Origin of the sequence: Nocardioides sp. L-11A, assembly GCA_029961745.1 — a bacterium.
Lineage (GTDB): Bacteria > Actinomycetota > Actinomycetes > Propionibacteriales > Nocardioidaceae > Nocardioides.
Genome location: CP124680.1, coordinates 2,951,862 through 2,965,927 on the forward strand (window position 1 = coordinate 2,951,862; position 14,066 = coordinate 2,965,927).

Annotated in this window: 18 protein-coding genes; 12 read left to right on the top strand and 6 right to left on the bottom strand. The window is 72.8% G+C overall.

Annotated elements, in window-relative coordinates; genetic code table 11:
• The first annotated feature begins 4 nt into the window (after positions 1–4).
• Positions 5–808: a maleylpyruvate isomerase family mycothiol-dependent enzyme gene (locus QJ852_14095; protein WGX94284.1), complete on the top strand. Its 804-nt coding sequence runs from the start codon at positions 5–7 to the stop codon at positions 806–808.
• On the opposite strand, the gene QJ852_14100 is transcribed toward QJ852_14095, so the two are convergent.
• Positions 793–939: a hypothetical protein gene (locus tag QJ852_14100; GenBank protein WGX94285.1), complete on the bottom strand. Its 147-nt coding sequence runs from the start codon at positions 937–939 to the stop codon at positions 793–795. The genes QJ852_14095 and QJ852_14100 overlap by 16 nt on opposite strands.
• Before the next feature lie 120 nt (positions 940–1,059).
• Between QJ852_14100 and QJ852_14105 the strand changes: the two genes are divergently transcribed.
• Positions 1,060–1,899, top strand: a complete 840-nt coding sequence (locus QJ852_14105; protein WGX94286.1) for an SDR family oxidoreductase — start codon at positions 1,060–1,062, stop codon at positions 1,897–1,899.
• Here QJ852_14105 and QJ852_14110 read toward each other — a convergent pair.
• The gene (locus QJ852_14110; protein WGX94287.1) at positions 1,886–3,505 is read right to left on the bottom strand and encodes an FAD-binding oxidoreductase; all 1,620 of its coding nucleotides are present in this window, start codon (positions 3,503–3,505) and stop codon (positions 1,886–1,888) included. The two genes, QJ852_14105 and QJ852_14110, sit on opposite strands and share 14 nt — an antisense overlap.
• Positions 3,502–3,900: a hypothetical protein gene (locus QJ852_14115; GenBank protein WGX94288.1), complete on the bottom strand. Its 399-nt coding sequence runs from the start codon at positions 3,898–3,900 to the stop codon at positions 3,502–3,504. The genes QJ852_14110 and QJ852_14115 overlap by 4 nt, the downstream gene beginning before the upstream one ends.
• Positions 3,901–3,971: 71 nt before the next feature.
• Between QJ852_14115 and QJ852_14120 the strand changes: the two genes are divergently transcribed.
• From QJ852_14120 to QJ852_14130, 3 genes are read left to right on the top strand one after another with little or no spacing between them, the layout of a single operon-like run.
• Complete coding sequence (locus QJ852_14120) at positions 3,972–4,469, top strand: helix-turn-helix transcriptional regulator (GenBank protein WGX94289.1); 498 nt, start codon at positions 3,972–3,974, stop codon at positions 4,467–4,469.
• Between the two features lie 5 nt (positions 4,470–4,474).
• On the top strand, positions 4,475–4,885 hold the full coding sequence (locus tag QJ852_14125) for a VOC family protein (GenBank protein WGX94290.1): 411 nt from the start codon (positions 4,475–4,477) through the stop codon (positions 4,883–4,885).
• Positions 4,886–4,913: 28 nt separating this feature from the next.
• Entirely contained in the window at positions 4,914–5,378 is a 465-nt protein-coding gene (locus tag QJ852_14130) for a pyridoxamine 5'-phosphate oxidase family protein (GenBank protein WGX94291.1), read from the top strand.
• Here QJ852_14130 and helR read toward each other — a convergent pair.
• The gene (helR, locus tag QJ852_14135; protein ID WGX94292.1) at positions 5,371–7,533 is read right to left on the bottom strand and encodes an RNA polymerase recycling motor ATPase HelR; all 2,163 of its coding nucleotides are present in this window, start codon (positions 7,531–7,533) and stop codon (positions 5,371–5,373) included. The two genes, QJ852_14130 and helR, sit on opposite strands and share 8 nt — an antisense overlap.
• A gap of 134 nt (positions 7,534–7,667) precedes the next feature.
• Here helR and QJ852_14140 point away from each other — a divergent pair, with 134 nt between their 5' ends.
• Together QJ852_14140 and QJ852_14145 are read left to right on the top strand one after the other, a co-directional pair.
• Positions 7,668–8,129, top strand: coding sequence for a VOC family protein (locus tag QJ852_14140; protein WGX94293.1), 462 nt, complete (start codon positions 7,668–7,670; stop codon positions 8,127–8,129).
• A 20-nt stretch (positions 8,130–8,149) separates the two neighbouring features.
• Positions 8,150–8,899 carry an SDR family oxidoreductase gene (locus tag QJ852_14145; protein WGX94294.1) on the top strand — a complete coding sequence of 250 codons (750 nt, stop codon included), beginning with the start codon at positions 8,150–8,152 and terminating at the stop codon, positions 8,897–8,899.
• Between the two features lie 134 nt (positions 8,900–9,033).
• Here QJ852_14145 and QJ852_14150 read toward each other — a convergent pair whose 3' ends face one another.
• Positions 9,034–9,786 carry a hypothetical protein gene (locus QJ852_14150; protein ID WGX94295.1) on the bottom strand — a complete coding sequence of 251 codons (753 nt, stop codon included), beginning with the start codon at positions 9,784–9,786 and terminating at the stop codon, positions 9,034–9,036.
• On the bottom strand, positions 9,783–10,328 hold the full coding sequence (locus QJ852_14155) for a sigma-70 family RNA polymerase sigma factor (protein ID WGX94296.1): 546 nt from the start codon (positions 10,326–10,328) through the stop codon (positions 9,783–9,785). The genes QJ852_14150 and QJ852_14155 overlap by 4 nt, the downstream gene beginning before the upstream one ends.
• A 98-nt stretch (positions 10,329–10,426) precedes the next feature.
• On the opposite strand from QJ852_14155, the gene QJ852_14160 reads away from it, so the two are divergent.
• The 5 genes from QJ852_14160 to QJ852_14180 all read left to right on the top strand — a co-directional run bounded on the left by QJ852_14160 (position 10,427) and on the right by QJ852_14180 (position 14,062).
• Entirely contained in the window at positions 10,427–10,996 is a 570-nt protein-coding gene (locus tag QJ852_14160) for a TlpA disulfide reductase family protein (protein ID WGX94297.1), read from the top strand.
• A gap of 62 nt (positions 10,997–11,058) precedes the next feature.
• The gene (locus tag QJ852_14165) at positions 11,059–11,520 is read left to right on the top strand and encodes a hypothetical protein (GenBank protein ID WGX94298.1); all 462 of its coding nucleotides are present in this window, start codon (positions 11,059–11,061) and stop codon (positions 11,518–11,520) included.
• Positions 11,521–11,571: 51 nt separating this feature from the next.
• The gene (locus tag QJ852_14170; protein WGX94299.1) at positions 11,572–12,141 is read left to right on the top strand and encodes a dihydrofolate reductase family protein; all 570 of its coding nucleotides are present in this window, start codon (positions 11,572–11,574) and stop codon (positions 12,139–12,141) included.
• Between the two features lie 169 nt (positions 12,142–12,310).
• Positions 12,311–12,793, top strand: coding sequence for a hypothetical protein (locus QJ852_14175; protein WGX94300.1), 483 nt, complete (start codon positions 12,311–12,313; stop codon positions 12,791–12,793).
• A 129-nt stretch (positions 12,794–12,922) separates the two neighbouring features.
• Positions 12,923–14,062, top strand: a complete 1,140-nt coding sequence (locus tag QJ852_14180) for a hypothetical protein (GenBank protein WGX94301.1) — start codon at positions 12,923–12,925, stop codon at positions 14,060–14,062.
• Positions 14,063–14,066 lie beyond the last annotated feature (4 nt).

A 14,066-nucleotide genomic window follows, 5' to 3' on the forward strand; every position in this document is an offset into this window, starting at 1 on the left:
GACCATGACCCGTCTGGAGCACACCGCCTATCTCGACCACATCCGCACCGAGTCGGCCCGGTTCGTCGCGGTCCTCGAGGGCTGCCCGCCCGACGCCCGGGTCCCGTCCTGCCCCGACTGGGACGCGGCCGACCTGCTGTGGCACCTCACCGAGGTCCAGCACTCCTGGGACCACGTGATCCGGCACCGACCCGCAGCACCCGAGGACTACGCCGAGCCGACCCGCCCGGCCACGTACGACGAGCTGCTCGCGGCCTTCCGCAGCACGCACGCCGCCTTCGGCGAGGCGCTGCGGGCCGCCCCGCCGGCCGACGCCGCCTGGTTCTGGTCCGGTGACCCCGACCACCAGAACGTTGCCCACCTGGCCCGGCGCCAGGCCCACGAGGCGCTCATCCACCGACTCGACGCCGAGCTCGCGGCCGGCCGGGTCACCGCGCTGCCGCCCGCGCTGGCCGCCGACGGCATCGACGAGGTCCTCGACGTGATGTACGGCGGCCTGCCGCCGTGGGGGAGGTTCGAGCCGCGCGAGCAGTACGCCGAGTTCCGCGCCAGCGACACCGGCACCTCGGTGTGGGTCCGGCTCGGCACGTTCTCGGGTACGACGCCCGACGGCGTCGAGCGCAGCGGCGAGCCCGACCAGCACGTCGTCACGGACCCCGGCGTGGCCGCGGATCTGCTGGTCACGGGCACGGCCGGCGACCTCGACGCCTGGCTGTGGCACCGCGGCGACGAGGACCGGGTGACGATCACCGGCGACGCCGGGGTGCGCGCCCATGTGGGCGCGGTGCTGGGTCAGGCGATCGACTGAGGACCGGCACCGCGCACCTGCGCCCGGCGGCTCGACCGGCCCGCGACCAGCACGACGCCGAACAGCGCGGCGATGCCCAGGACGAACAGCAGCACGACCGCCAGGACGATCACGAGGGCGAGAAGACTCATGGGCCCCACCTTCGCATGACGCAGGTCACATCCCAAGAGTGATGCGGGTCACAGGGAAGCGTTCGGCTTTGCGACCGGGGGAGGACGACGCCCGCCACGTGCCTGCGCGAGGATCGCGCCATGGGCGATCTCCACGACATGACGTTCCTGGTGACCGGAGCCAACACCGGCATCGGCAAGGAGACGGTCCGCGGCCTCGCCGGGCGCGGTGCCCGGGTGGTGCTCGCCGGCCGCTCCGAGGAGCGGACCCGCGCGGCGATCCGCGAGATCGCGGCGGAGACAGGCAACACCGCCCTCGACTTCCTGCCCCTCGACCTGGGCGACCTGGCGTCGGTGCGGGCCGCCGCGGCGAGCTTCCTCGGCTCCGGCGAGCGGCTCGACGTCCTGATCAACAACGCCGGCCTCGCCGGGAAGCGGGGGATGAGCGCCAGCGGGTTCGAGCTGGCGTTCGGCACCAACCACGTGGGGCCGTTCCTGTTCACCGAGCTGCTCCGCGACCACATCGCCGCGACCGGACCCGGCCGGATCGTCAATGTCGCGAGCACGGGCCACTACCGGGCGAAGGGCATCGACTGGGAGGCGGTCCGCCGGCCCTCGGTCACCCGCACCGCCTTCGACGAGTACTGCGTCTCGAAGCTCGCCAACGTGCTGCACGCGCGCGAGCTCGGCCGGCGGCTACAGGGCACCGGCGTGACGACGTACGCGCTGCACCCGGGGGCGATCGCCTCGGACGTGTGGCGGGAGGTGCCCTTCGGACTGCGCCACGCGATGAAGCTGTTCATGAAGTCGCCGGCCGACGGCGCCCGGACGTCGCTGTACTGCGCGACCTCGCCCGACCTCGCGCGAGACACCGGACGCTACTACGACGACCGGCGCGAGAAGGAGCCGTCCCGCGTCGTCACCGACGAGCTCGCCGCCGAGCTGTGGGAGCGCAGCGAGGCCTGGGTCACCGCGGGCTGAGCAGCACCCCGGGGTTGAGGATCCCGGCCGGGTCGAGGGATGCCTTCGCCGCGCGCAGCGCGACGGCGAAGGGCTCCGGTCGCTGGGTGTCGTACCACGGCCGGTGGTCGCGGCCGACCGCGTGGTGGTGGGTGATCGTGCCGCCCTGGTCGGCGATGGCCGACGACACCGCGGCCTTGATCTCATCCCACTGGGCGACGGTGCTGCCCCAGCGGCCGGCGGCGTAGATGCCGTAGTACGGCGCCGGACCGTCGGGGTAGACGTGGGTGAACCGGCAGGTGACCACGCCCTGACCGCCGCAGACGCGGGCGATCGCGTCGGTCGCGGCGGCGGTGACGGCCGCGTGGAGGGCCGGGAACGCCGCCCAGGTGCACGCCGTCTCGAAGGTCTCGACGATCATCGAGCGTCGGGCGAGGGCGTCGCGCTGGTAGGGCATCCGGATGAAGGCGGAGCGCCAGGCCCGGGAGGCGTCGCCTGCCGGCTCCGGCGTGGGAGTGGCGGACCTGTCGCGGGTGGTGCGCACCGTGCCGCCGTGATCGGCGACGAGCTCGAGGGCGCGGTCGAGCCAGGCATCGACGGGGTGGTCGGCGGACTCGAAGGCGACGATGAGGACGCCGCCCTCGGTCGCCGTGCCGGCGTTGATGAGCGCCTCGGCGGGGTCGAGCAGGCGGCAGTTGGCGGGGTGCAGGCCGGACTGGGCGATCGCGCGGGTGGCGGCGACCGCGGCGTCGTAGGAGGCGAAGTCGGTGGTCGCCGTCCGCTGCCAGGTCGGGCGCCGTTGGAGGCGCATCCAGGCCTCGGTGATCACGCCGAGGATGCCTTCGGAGCCGAGGAACATCCGGTCCGGCGCCGGGCCCGCGCCCGAGCCCGGCAGCCGGCGGGACTCGACGGTGCCCACCGGCGTGACGATCCGCAGTGACTCGGTGAGGTCGTCGATGTGGGTGGCCAGGGTGGCGAAGTGGCCGCCCGCGCGGGTGGCCAGCCAACCGCCGAGCGTGGAGAACTCGAAGGACTGCGGGAAGTGGCGCAGGGTCAGCCCGTGCGGCTTGAGCTCCGCCTCGAGCGCGGGTCCGTAGGCGCCGGCCTGGATGCGCGCGGCGCGAGTGGTGGCGTCGATCTCGACGACCCGGTCCAGGCGCTCGAGGTCGAGGCTGACCGCCGGACCGTCGAACCGGGGCTCGACGCCGCCGACGACCGAGCTGCCCCCGCCGTACGGCACCACGGGGGTGCCGGTCGTCGTGCACCAGTCGAGCAGGTCGACGACGTCCTGCTCGGTGCGGGGCCGGGCGACGAGGTCCGGCACGTGGGTGACGTCGCCGTGCAGGTTGCGCACGACGTCGCGGAACGCCTTGCCTCGGGCGTGGGCCAGTCGGTCGACCGGGTCGGTCGAGCAGAGTCCGGCCAGGGTGGCCGGCGGCACCACCCGGGATTCCGGTACGCCGAGGCCGCGCGGGTCCGGGGGAGCGTGGTCGGTCAGATCGTGCCCGGGGAGCAATCCGGCCACCCGTGCCACCAGGTCGGTGGTCTCGGTCGGGGTGAGCCGACCCTGTTCGGTGCCCCAGCCCCACCAGGAGCGGGTCGCGCCCGGTGCGGGGGTGCCGCTCATGCCGAGGCCAGGATCAGGGCGACGGGCAGGCCGACGACGAGCAGCAGGAGCACGGCGAGCAGGAGCACGAAGGCGAGCAGGCCGGGTGCCCGTTGCTTCGTGAGCCCCATCGCGCCGGACATGAAGGTGAGCACGGGAGCGGCGTAGTAGACGTCGACCGTCTGTCCCGGCGCCAGCTGGACCCGTTGGCTGGCCTGCCCGTAGCGCCACATCCACTGGGCATGGGCCGAGACGGTGTGGACGCCCGGCGGCATCGGGATGACGTTCGGGCCGAAGCGGACCGCGACGGGATAGCCGTTGACCTGCACACTCGGCGTGATCATGGTGAGCATCCGGTTGCCCTGGACGTGCACGCGGAGGTGGCCGGGCGGGGGCGGCGGAGGCGGGAGGGTCATGCGGGTGACCCTAGGAGATCGAGTGGCGACCGGTGGACCGCCGGGCCGTCGGTGCAGTACATCATGGGGGGGTGAGCCCTCTCGATCCCGAGCGCCTGCGCACCCTCACCCTGCTGAGGCGGGTGCGCGACCGGATCGACCGCGAGTACGCCCGGCCGCTGGACGTCGAGGCGCTGGCACGCGATGTGCACATGTCGGCCGGTCATCTGAGCCGCGAGTTCAAGAAGGCCTATGGTGAGCCGCCGTACTCCTACCTGATGACCCGGCGGATCGAACGGGCGATGGCTCTGCTGCGGCGCGGCGACCTGAGCGTGACCGACATCTGCTTCGAGGTGGGCTTCTCGTCGCTGGGCACGTTCAGCACCCGTTTCACCGAGCTGGTGGGCGTGCCGCCGAGCGCCTACCGCGACGACGTCCCCGAGCTCGAGGACGGCGCGGCCGAGCCGCCGTCGTGCGTGACGAAGAAGGTCACGCGACCGGTCCGGCGCGGCGGCGCGCAGACCAGTCCGGACCTGCCGGCATCGGTCAGGAATCGAGAAGCACCCCGGTTCGGCACGCCGCTAGCGTGAGCGACATGGACATCAGCATTCAGCACAGCTTCCTCCCGCAGACCGACCCGGAGGCCTCGCTGGCCTTCTACCGTGACGTGCTCGGCTTCGAGCTGCTCAACGACGTCGGGTACGGCGACATGCGGTGGCTCACCGTCGCCCCGAAGGGCCAGTCCGCCCCGTCGGTCGTGCTCTGCCCACCGACGGCGGACCCGGGCATCACCGAGGACGAGAAGAAGGTGATCGCCGAGATGATGGCGAAGGGCACCTACGCCACCCTCGTCCTCAGCACGCCCGACCTCGACGGCACCTTCGAACGGATCCAGGCGACCGGCGCCGAGGTGATCCAGGAGCCGATCGACCAGCCGTACGGCGTGCGCGACTGCGCGTTCCGCGACCCGGCCGGCAACCACGTCCGCATCAACCAGGCGGTCTGAGCGCACCGACGGGGCCTAGGCTGCTGTCGTGCCCCCGTCCGACCCGCCGCCCGCCCGCGACCGCGCCACCCGGCAGACCGACGCCCGGGCGCTGCTGGCCACGCCGGAGATCGACGTCTGGGTCGCGACGGCCTCCGCCGCCGGCGTACCCCACCTCGTGCCGGTGTCCCTCGCCTGGGTGGGGGAGCGGGTCGTGATCGCGGTCGAGGGCGGTTCGATCACCGCGCGCAACCTGACCGCCTCCGGTGTCGCGCGCCTGGGCGTCGGCCCCACGCGCGACGTCGTCATGATCGACGCGGTCCTCGATCGGTCGGTGCCGGTCGACGAGGATCCCGCACTGGGCGAGGCCTACGCCGGCCGGGCCGACTGGGACCCGCGCGGCCTGGCGGGCTATGTGTTCCTCGTGCTCCGGCCCGAGCGGATCCAGGCCTGGCGGGAGTCCAACGAGATGGCCGGCCGCACGATCCTGCGCGCGGGCGCCTGGCTCAGCTGAGCACCACCAGGCGCTGGGTGGCGCGGGTCATCGCGACATAGCGGTCGACGGCGCCCTCGGTCCCGGTCCCGAAGTGGCCCGGTGCCACGAGCACGACGAGGTCGAACTCCAGGCCCTTGGCGTGCTCGGGGCGCAGCGACCGGACCCGGGCAGTGCCCACGAAGCCTGGCTCGCCGATGACCGCGGCGACGCCCTCGTCGTGTTCGGCCAGCCAGGTCTCGATGATCCCGGGTAGCTCGCTGCGCTCGCCGTACCGGACGGGAACGCCGGTGCTCCGGATCGACGTCGGCACGTTGGCGTCGGGCAGCACCTGCCGGATCACGGGCTCGGCGGCCGCCATCACCTCGGCCGGGGTGCGGTAGTTGACGGTGAGCGAGGCGAGCTCGGCGTCGGGCAGGCCGACCCGCTCCAGGCGCTCGCTCCAGGCCTCGGTGAAGCCGTGCCGGGCCTGGGCGCGATCGCCCACGACGGTGAAGCTGCGCGACGGGCAGCGGCGCACCAGCATCTGCCACTCCGCGTCGGTCAGCTCCTGCGCCTCGTCGACCACCACGTGAGCGAACGGCCCCGCGTAGCGGCCGGGATCGGCAGCCGGTGCCGCGGCGCCCGTCGCGAGCGCGCCGCGCAGGTCGGCGCCGCGGAGCATCGACATGATCATCAGGTCGGAGTCGTCGGAGGCGACCAGATGGTCCACGACGCGATCCATCTCCTCCCGCTCCGCCGCCGCCTCGGCCTCCTGCCGCCGCCGGGCCCGGGCCGCGTCCGGGTCGCCCAGCCGGGCGCGCGCGAGATCGAGGAGCGGTAGGTCCGCGACGGTCCACACCTGGGGCCCGGTACGCCGTAGCGTGCGGACCTCGTCCGGGGTGAGCCAGGGTGCGCAGTGACGCAGGTAGGCCGGGACCTCCCACAGGTCGCCCACCAGGTCGGTCGGCTCGATCATCGGCCAGGCCCGGGTCAGCGCCTCCACCAGCTCGCCGTTGCGGCGCAGGGAGCGCCGCAGCTGCTCCGGCGATGCGTCGACGGCGTCGTGCTTGTCGACGAGGATGTCGAGCAACGCCTCCCAGACCTGGTCGCGCGCCTCGTTGTGGGGTGTGCCGGGGTCGGGCGCCCCAAAGGCCTCGGCCCAATCGCCCGCCCCGAGCCACACCTCCGACCACTCCGTCTCGACGACCATGCCCTCCGCGGGCGGCTCCTCGTAGAGCCGGACCGCCGGCTCGATCGCGCCGACCAGGGCGACGTCGGCCTTGAGCCGGGCCACCTCCGGGTCGGTCTCGGCGACGGCGTGGCGGCCCTCGGCGACGAGGTCCCGCACGGTGCAGGTCCGCACGCCCTCCTCGCCGAGGCTCGGCAGCACGTCGGAGACGTAGGCGAGATAGGGCTCGTGGGGACCGACGAACAGCACGCCCCCGCGCCCGTCGCCGAGCCGCGGGTCGGCGTACAGGAGGTAGGCGGCGCGGTGCAGCGCGACCACCGTCTTCCCGGTGCCCGGGCCGCCGTCGACGACCAGCGTGCCGCGGGAGCCGGCCCGGACGATGGCGTCCTGGTCGGCCTGGATCGTGGCGAGCACGTCGCGCATCCGAGCCGACCGGCTGCTGCCGAGGCTTGCCACGAACGCGGACTGGTCGTCGAGGGCGGCGCTGCCTGCCGCGTCGTCCAGGGCGGCGGCGGTGAAGACCTCGTCCCAGTAGTCGCTCACCCGGCCGTCGGTCCACCGGTAGCGACGTCTGCTCATCAGCCCCATCGGGTCGCCGTGGGTGGCACCGAAGAAGGGCTCGGCGGCCGGCGAGCGCCAGTCGACGAGGAGGCGCCGACCGTCGGCGTCGGTCAGGCCGAAGCGACCGACGTGGACGGTCTCGCCGTCGGCCGCCACCATCCGGCCCAGGCACAGGTCGAGGCGATAGCGGCGCAGCGCCTTGAGTCGGCCGCTGAGCCGGTGCACCTCGAGGTCGCGGTCCATCGCCTCCTGCCCGGTCCCGCCCGGCTGCCGGCGTACGTCGGCGAGGCGTTCCTCGAGCTCGGCCACGGTGCGCTCGAGGCTGGCACCGATCGCCGCGAAGTGGGCCTCGTCATCGGCCACGAGCGCGGGGGTGTCTTTGGAGGGGTGGTCCTGCAGGTCGAACGCGCGGGTCGTCGCGTCGGTCAATTCATCAGCTCCCATGCGGGTTTCGTGACGTGTCGGGCCGGTCGGAGACCGGGATTCTGCCCGCTCCAGGGGGCCTTGCGGCAAGGCCCCCTCTGCGCTATACCTTGGGAGTGGCGAGGAGTGTCGGTGCCGCCCGATAGAAGTCAGGTATGAGCCGCGACCTCCAGATCACCTTCGACTGCCACGACCCACGCACCCTGTCCTCGTTCTGGCGCGACGTCCTGGGCTACGTCCACCCCGGGCCGCCCGGCGTCCCGCTCCCTCCCGGCGCTGACCCGCTCGCCGCCTGGGACTCGTTCCTGGAGCGGATCGGGGTGCCGGAGGCGGCGCGCAACACCCGCTCGGCGATCGAGGATCCCGACGGCTCCGGGCCGCGGGTGTTCTTCCAGCAGGTTCCCGAGGGCAAGTCCGTCAAGAACCGCGTGCACCTCGACGTCCGCGCCGCGCCCGGTCTGGCGGGGGAGGAGCGGATGGCCGCCCTCGAGGCCGAGTGCGACCGCCTCGTGGCGCTCGGCGCGACCCGGCTGGCCCGGCACGAGCCCGCGCCGCCGATGGGCGCGGGGCACCTGGTGCTGGCCGACCCGGAGGGCAACGAGTTCTGCCTCGACTGAGGGATCGGTAGCGTCGCGGCATGCAACGACGTCTGGCGGTGGTGACGGGCGGCAGCCGGGGGATCGGCGCGGCGACGGCGCGGATGCTGGCGGGCTCCGGGTGGAACGTGCTCCTGACCTATCAGTCCGATCACGCCGCCGCCCGTGTCGTGGTCGGGGACTGCCGGGCATCCGGGGCGTGGGCCGACGCGATCGCGCTCGACGTGAGCGACGAGTCCGCCGTCGAGAGCGCCTTCGCCGCCCTGCCCGACGACGCGGGCCCGCTGCGCGGCCTGGTCAACAACGCCGGCATCGTGGCGCCGACCGCCACCGTCGCCGAGCTCCGTGCCGACCGGATCCGGCGGGTCCTCGAGGTCAACGTGCTCGGCTCGCTGCTCTGCTCCCGGGAGGCGGTGCTCCGGATGTCGACCGATCGAGGGGGAGCGGGCGGCGCCGTGGTCAACGTGTCCTCCCGCGCTGCCGTGCTCGGCGCGCCCGGCGAGTATGTCGACTACGCCGCGTCGAAGGCGGCCCTCGACGCCGTCACCCGCGGGCTGGCCGTCGAGACCGCCGGGCAGGGGATCCGGGTCAACAGTGTGCGCCTCGGACTCATCGACACCGAGATCCACGCTCGCAACGGCGAGCCGACCCGGCTCGCCCGGCTCGCGCCGGCGGTGCCGATGGGCCGCCCCGGCACCACCGCCGAGGCGGCCGCGGCCATCTGCTGGCTGCTGGACGACGCGTCGTCGTACACGACCGGTGCGGTGCTCGACGTGGCGGGCGGCCGGTGAGGGGCCTGTCGGTTTCCTTCAAGCCGCCGGTCGGCGCCGCTCGGTAGCCTCGCCGGGATCACGGGGCACGGGTCCCTGACGATCGACCACGCACCCACCGGGTCGCCCTCACGTACGCACTGCCGGTCTGACGGCTATCCGACGGGGGCGACCCAGACCTTCTCGCCGAGGACCCGGCCGCGGGCGTCGAGGAAGCTCAGCGTCACCTGCGGCACTCCGACCGCCTCGGGCAGCGCGGTGCCGTACCCGTGCGAGTCCGGCCGCACGGGCAGCATCCGGTCGACTCCGGGCGCCCGGACCCGCACCTGGGTGGCGCTCGGCCACGGCGAGATGCCGTACAGGATCGGCTCGCTGTCGGTGAAGTAGCCGCCGAGCTGCTCAGGGGAGGTCAGCTCCTGGGGCGGTACGTCGTCCCCGGCCCAGATCGTTCCGCCGCAGCCGTACTCGAGTTCCTGCTTCGTCGGCGTGCCGGTGCCGTCCCAGACGCCGTCGCTCATCGCGTAGCAGACCTTCCCGGTCGAGGAGGTCGCCACCCAGAAGGCGAACACGCCGTGGCCGGTGTCGAACTGCGCGACCAGCGCGGGCTCGTCGAGCTTCCCGAGGCCGTTGCCGGTCGTGTTCGGCTGGTGGGCGAAGTCCTCGATCACGCTGGACACGACCTCGGTCGGACCACCGATCGCGACGGCTGTGGCGGCGCCCACGGTCGAGAACGCCAGGCCCAGCCCGATGGCGGTACGACGGCGGGCGCGGCGGCGCCGTACCCGGGCGTCGGTGGAGGTGACGAGGGGGTCCCGGTCCTCGGCGAGGATCCGGGCGAGCGCCGCCTCGGACCAGTCCGGATCGAGGGGGAGGGGAGCGGGGGCGAGGGCAGTGATCGGGTCGGTCATCGGAGGCCACCTTCGGTCAGGGGTCGGTGCGGGCGGGCGGTGCGTGGCTCCGCCGGGGACGTGAGGTCATGCAGGGCGGCGCGAGCGCGGTGGGCGCGGACCCGGAAGGTGCCCGGCCGGATTCCGAGGACATCGGCCGCGGCGTCGGGCGTCAGGCCGTCCCACGCGACCAGCAGCAGCGCCTCGCGCTGGTCGTCGGGCAGCGCCGCGAGCGCCTCGAGGGCGGCCATCCGATCGGTCGCGAGCAGGCCGGCATCCTCACCGGTGCGCGCCGCGGCGTCGAGCAACCGCAATCGGTCGTGCAGCGCTGTGCGCCGGCGGGTGGAGCGCCGGCTGTTGCCGACGACCCTGCGGGCCGCCGCGATCAGCCAGGCGATCGGCGGGCGCGGCACGTCGTCCCAACGGCGCCAGGCCTGCACGAAGGTCTCGGCGACGACGTCCTGAACGTCGTCGGGCGGCACGTGGCGGCGTACGTAGGCCGCGACGCGTGGGCCGTCACGGCGCCACGCCTCGCTGAACTCGGCGTCATCGGAGGTGCTCATGTCCTAGTAGTGTCCGGCTCCCTCCCCGTGTTACCGGCGCCACCGCGCCGTTCCGCTCCCGGCGCGGGCAGAGCAGGCCGGGTACGTACGATGGCCGGGTGCAGCGCCCTCTCGTCATGACGATCGCGCTGCTCGCGATCCTCGCCGGCGGAGCCGGGTGGCTCCGGGCGGAGCGCGGCGCCGGAGATCCCGCCGACCGGCCGGCCGCGAGCGACCTGCTGGGCTGGCGCGAGGTCGACGGCGTCCCGTGGCCGCAGCTGCCGAGCGTGACCCCTGTCGACTCCTCCCCGAACGACCTGCCCGCCAGTGGCACCGTGCTGGTGAACTTCTGGGCGTCCACCTGCGGTCCCTGCCGCGACGAGATGCCGATGCTCCAGCGCCTGGCCGGCACGGGCCGGGTCGCGGTCGTCGGGGTCTCCCGGGACCTCGACGACGACAGTGCCCGCGCCGCTCTCGACGAGTTCGGGGTGTCGTACCCGAACTTCCGCGACCGGGACGGCCACCTTGCGGAGGCACTGGCCGACGTCGTCCCCTTCAACGGCGTGCCGTCGACCGTGCTGGTCGTCGACGGCCGGATCCGGTGGGCCCACATCGGCGACTTCGACAGCTACGACGAGCTGGTGCGCGACGTCGACGCGCGCGTGGCCGGGGGAGCGCCGGGTCGCTGAGCCGAGCGCCGGCGATGTGGCTGAGCCGGGGGAGAGCCGCGCACGCCGTACAGTCCGACCTCGTGGACCTTCACGCCGCCGGGGCCTACCGACGCACCCGGGCCCAGCGGGCGAGCCCCTGGCTCTCCTGGTCACGACCGGACCGCGCGTTCTTCGCCTCGGGGGCGTGCCACATCCTGGCGTGGACCTGTCGCGAGCTGCACCCGAGCGAGCCGATCGGCATCGCGGCGCTGCGCGCCACCGGCGCCGAGCAGGTGTTCCACGCCTTCGCGACCTGGGGCGCCTGGGCGTTCGACCACAGCGGCTGGCACCCGGCGGACGCCCTCGTCGGCGTGAACCAGGACTTCGCCGGCCACGCGATCGAGCGCGTCGAGATCACCACCGACCTGGCGACCTTCTGCCGACAGCACCGCCACCGGATGCCGCACCAGTACCACGACGACCCGCGCCCCCGGGCCCGTGACTACGTCCGCCGGTTCGAGCCGCCGTGGCCGGCCGCGACAGCAGGGGAGCACGACCGATGAGTTCGCGGCGCCCGGCCGGTCCTCTCGGGTGACGCCAGGAAGGAGCACACCGTGCGGAAGCTGACCTTCGCCATGAACGTGAGTCTGGACGGCTACGTCGCCGCACCCGGCGACGATCTCGGTTGGAGCGTACCGAGTGACGAGCTGTTCCAGTGGTGGTCCGATCGGGTCGCCGCGACGAGTCTGGCGCTGTACGGGCGCAAGCTCTGGGACACGATGAGCTCGCACTGGCCGACAGCCGACCAACAGCCCGACGCCACCGAGGCGGAGCGCGAGTACGCCCGTCGCTGGCGCGCCATGCCCAAGGCGGTGTTCTCGTCGACGACCCGTACGGTGGACTGGAACAGCCGTCTGGTCACCGGCGACGCGGTCGCCGAGATCACCCGGCTCAAGGCCGAGGACGGCGGCCCGATGGACATCGCCGGCGCCACGCTGGCCGCGACGGCCATGCGGGCCGGACTGATCGACGAGTACGTGCTCGCCACCGCGCCGGTCCTGGTCGGCGGCGGCACGCCGTTCTTCACGGTTCTGGACGACCGGGTGCACCTCGACCTGGTCGAGACCCGGGTGTTCTCCAACGGCGTGGTCCTGACCAGGTACCGGCGGCGGCACGCTCTTTGAAAGTGGCTCACCTGGTCGAGGACCTCGATCATCGCACCGTCCCCCTGACGCGTCGCCCGATCGGGCGCGTTCGATAGCGTCAGCCGGCATGGTGTGCCTTCGTCAACAGTCCAGGTTCCGGGTGTCACAAGCTACGAGCCGCCCTACACAGGCAGCCCTGGCGGTCTTCATGCTGGTCGGCACTGCCGCCTGTGGCGACACCCAGGACGGCGACGGCGCCGATGGCGGCCCGGGCCCGGACGCCACAGCATCGCCCTCGGCGGAGTCCTCTGCAGAGCCCACGACGGATCGGTCCGGGGCCGCCCAGAGTCCGGAGGAGAGCTTTCGTGCCTGGCTGGTCGCGAGCCGGAAGCCTGACGCCGCCCGGGCCTGCACCTACCTGACGTCCGGCCTGGTCGAGAAGATGATCGCCGAGCTGGCGACCAGCGGCCTGGCCAGCGTGTCGAGCTGCGAGGAGCTCACCGAGCTGAGCGCCGCACTGTTCAAGGCGGCCGGGACGGACGCCGAGGTCGTCGTGGACACCAGGGAACAGGGTCCGAGCCACGCCGAGCTGTGGGTCGAGTACGTCAGTAGCGGGAAGTGCGGCACGGTCGACATGGTCCCGTCCGGCGGACAATGGGTGATGACCGAGCAGTCTGAGGTTCGCTGCTGAGCGATGCCCGCGCGGAGAGCGCCTCCAGGAGTTCGAACACGGCAGTTCGGCCCGCAAACCCCACCACGTCCAGGGACTCTCCTCGACATCGGGGTTTAGGCACGGGCAGCGTGCGATAGGAAAATGGGCATGCGTGCTCGACTCCTCACCTCGTTGATCTCCGTCGCGGGCATCGCGCTCGCCGGATCGGTAGCCGCGGCACCTGCCGCACGCGCTGACGAGAAGGTGATCGCCGCATCCGGGATCCTGAAGAGGGTCGAACCGCCGGCCACCGACAACGCCGCCCGCCAACTGGTGCAGACCAGCGTTCGCCTCGTCTTCGACCAGAACCGCGCCACAGCGACAGTCGTGCTTGCGGGCTCGCCGACTACTGGCGCCGACCAGGCGACACTCCGACTCACCGTCGGCGAGAGCGTCCCCGGCGGCTGCGACGGACCCGCGTACGCGACGCCGACCGTCGGAGACACCGATGTTGAGTGGCAGCGCACCGGACCGACGACGTACGTCCTCGACTGGAGCGGCGTGTACCTGGACGACGACTACGACTGCGCCGCCGTGGAGTTGGTCGGCTCGGGCACTCGGTACGACTACCTGTTCGGCACTCTCGTCCCCGAGCACGCCCAGCCGGCGCTCCAGGTGGACTCGACCACCCTGCTCGGCAAGCCGAAGCTCAACCTGGTGCCCGGCGTCTGGACGAAGGTCGACGTCGACGTTCGCAACACCGGTCAGGGGATCGCGAGCCAGGTGGTCGTGCAGGGGAGGGGCAAGGGTCTCAAAGTGAAGAGCGCGACAGTGCCGTACGACATCTACCCCGGCTCCACCGGCACCGCGAAGCTGACCGTCAAGCTCAAGAAGAAGCGCAAGAGCAAGCTGGTGGTCACGGTCCTCAGCGGTGTGGCGCGGGCGACGGCCAACGCGAAGGTGAAGCCGGCTCAGGCGCCGTCTCGGCTGCGCGCCGGGACGTACCGCAGCAAGGACAAGAGCGTGACCTTCCGCGTCAAGGGCAACAAGGTGGTCGGCTTCCGGGTCCGGACCCAGACGACGTGCGGCGGTTACCCGAACCCGTTCACGTACACCACGAACTGGTACGACATGCCGACGTTCAAGCTCCCGAAGTCCGGCATCGTCGATGTCACCGACCGGGGCGACCTCTACTCCGCCACCCTGGGCGGACGGGCGTCCGGCAAGAAGGTCAAGGCGACCTTCCGCTACAGCGGCCCCGACCGGTGCCGCGCCACGAAGGAGTTCACCGCCAAGCGAATCGGCTGACACC

Coding starts and splice junctions, on each gene's coding strand:
- QJ852_14095 (WGX94284.1), top strand. CDS start 5: ATGACCCGTCTGGAGCACACCGCCTATCTCGACCACATCCGCACCGAG.
- QJ852_14100 (WGX94285.1), bottom strand. CDS start 939: ATGAGTCTTCTCGCCCTCGTGATCGTCCTGGCGGTCGTGCTGCTGTTC.
- QJ852_14105 (WGX94286.1), top strand. CDS start 1,060: ATGGGCGATCTCCACGACATGACGTTCCTGGTGACCGGAGCCAACACC.
- QJ852_14110 (WGX94287.1), bottom strand. CDS start 3,505: ATGAGCGGCACCCCCGCACCGGGCGCGACCCGCTCCTGGTGGGGCTGG.
- QJ852_14115 (WGX94288.1), bottom strand. CDS start 3,900: ATGACCCTCCCGCCTCCGCCGCCCCCGCCCGGCCACCTCCGCGTGCAC.
- QJ852_14125 (WGX94290.1), top strand. CDS start 4,475: ATGGACATCAGCATTCAGCACAGCTTCCTCCCGCAGACCGACCCGGAG.
- helR (WGX94292.1), bottom strand. CDS start 7,533: ATGGGAGCTGATGAATTGACCGACGCGACGACCCGCGCGTTCGACCTG.
- QJ852_14140 (WGX94293.1), top strand. CDS start 7,668: ATGAGCCGCGACCTCCAGATCACCTTCGACTGCCACGACCCACGCACC.
- QJ852_14145 (WGX94294.1), top strand. CDS start 8,150: ATGCAACGACGTCTGGCGGTGGTGACGGGCGGCAGCCGGGGGATCGGC.
- QJ852_14150 (WGX94295.1), bottom strand. CDS start 9,786: ATGACCGACCCGATCACTGCCCTCGCCCCCGCTCCCCTCCCCCTCGAT.
- QJ852_14155 (WGX94296.1), bottom strand. CDS start 10,328: ATGAGCACCTCCGATGACGCCGAGTTCAGCGAGGCGTGGCGCCGTGAC.
- QJ852_14175 (WGX94300.1), top strand. CDS start 12,311: ATGCTGGTCGGCACTGCCGCCTGTGGCGACACCCAGGACGGCGACGGC.
- QJ852_14180 (WGX94301.1), top strand. CDS start 12,923: ATGCGTGCTCGACTCCTCACCTCGTTGATCTCCGTCGCGGGCATCGCG.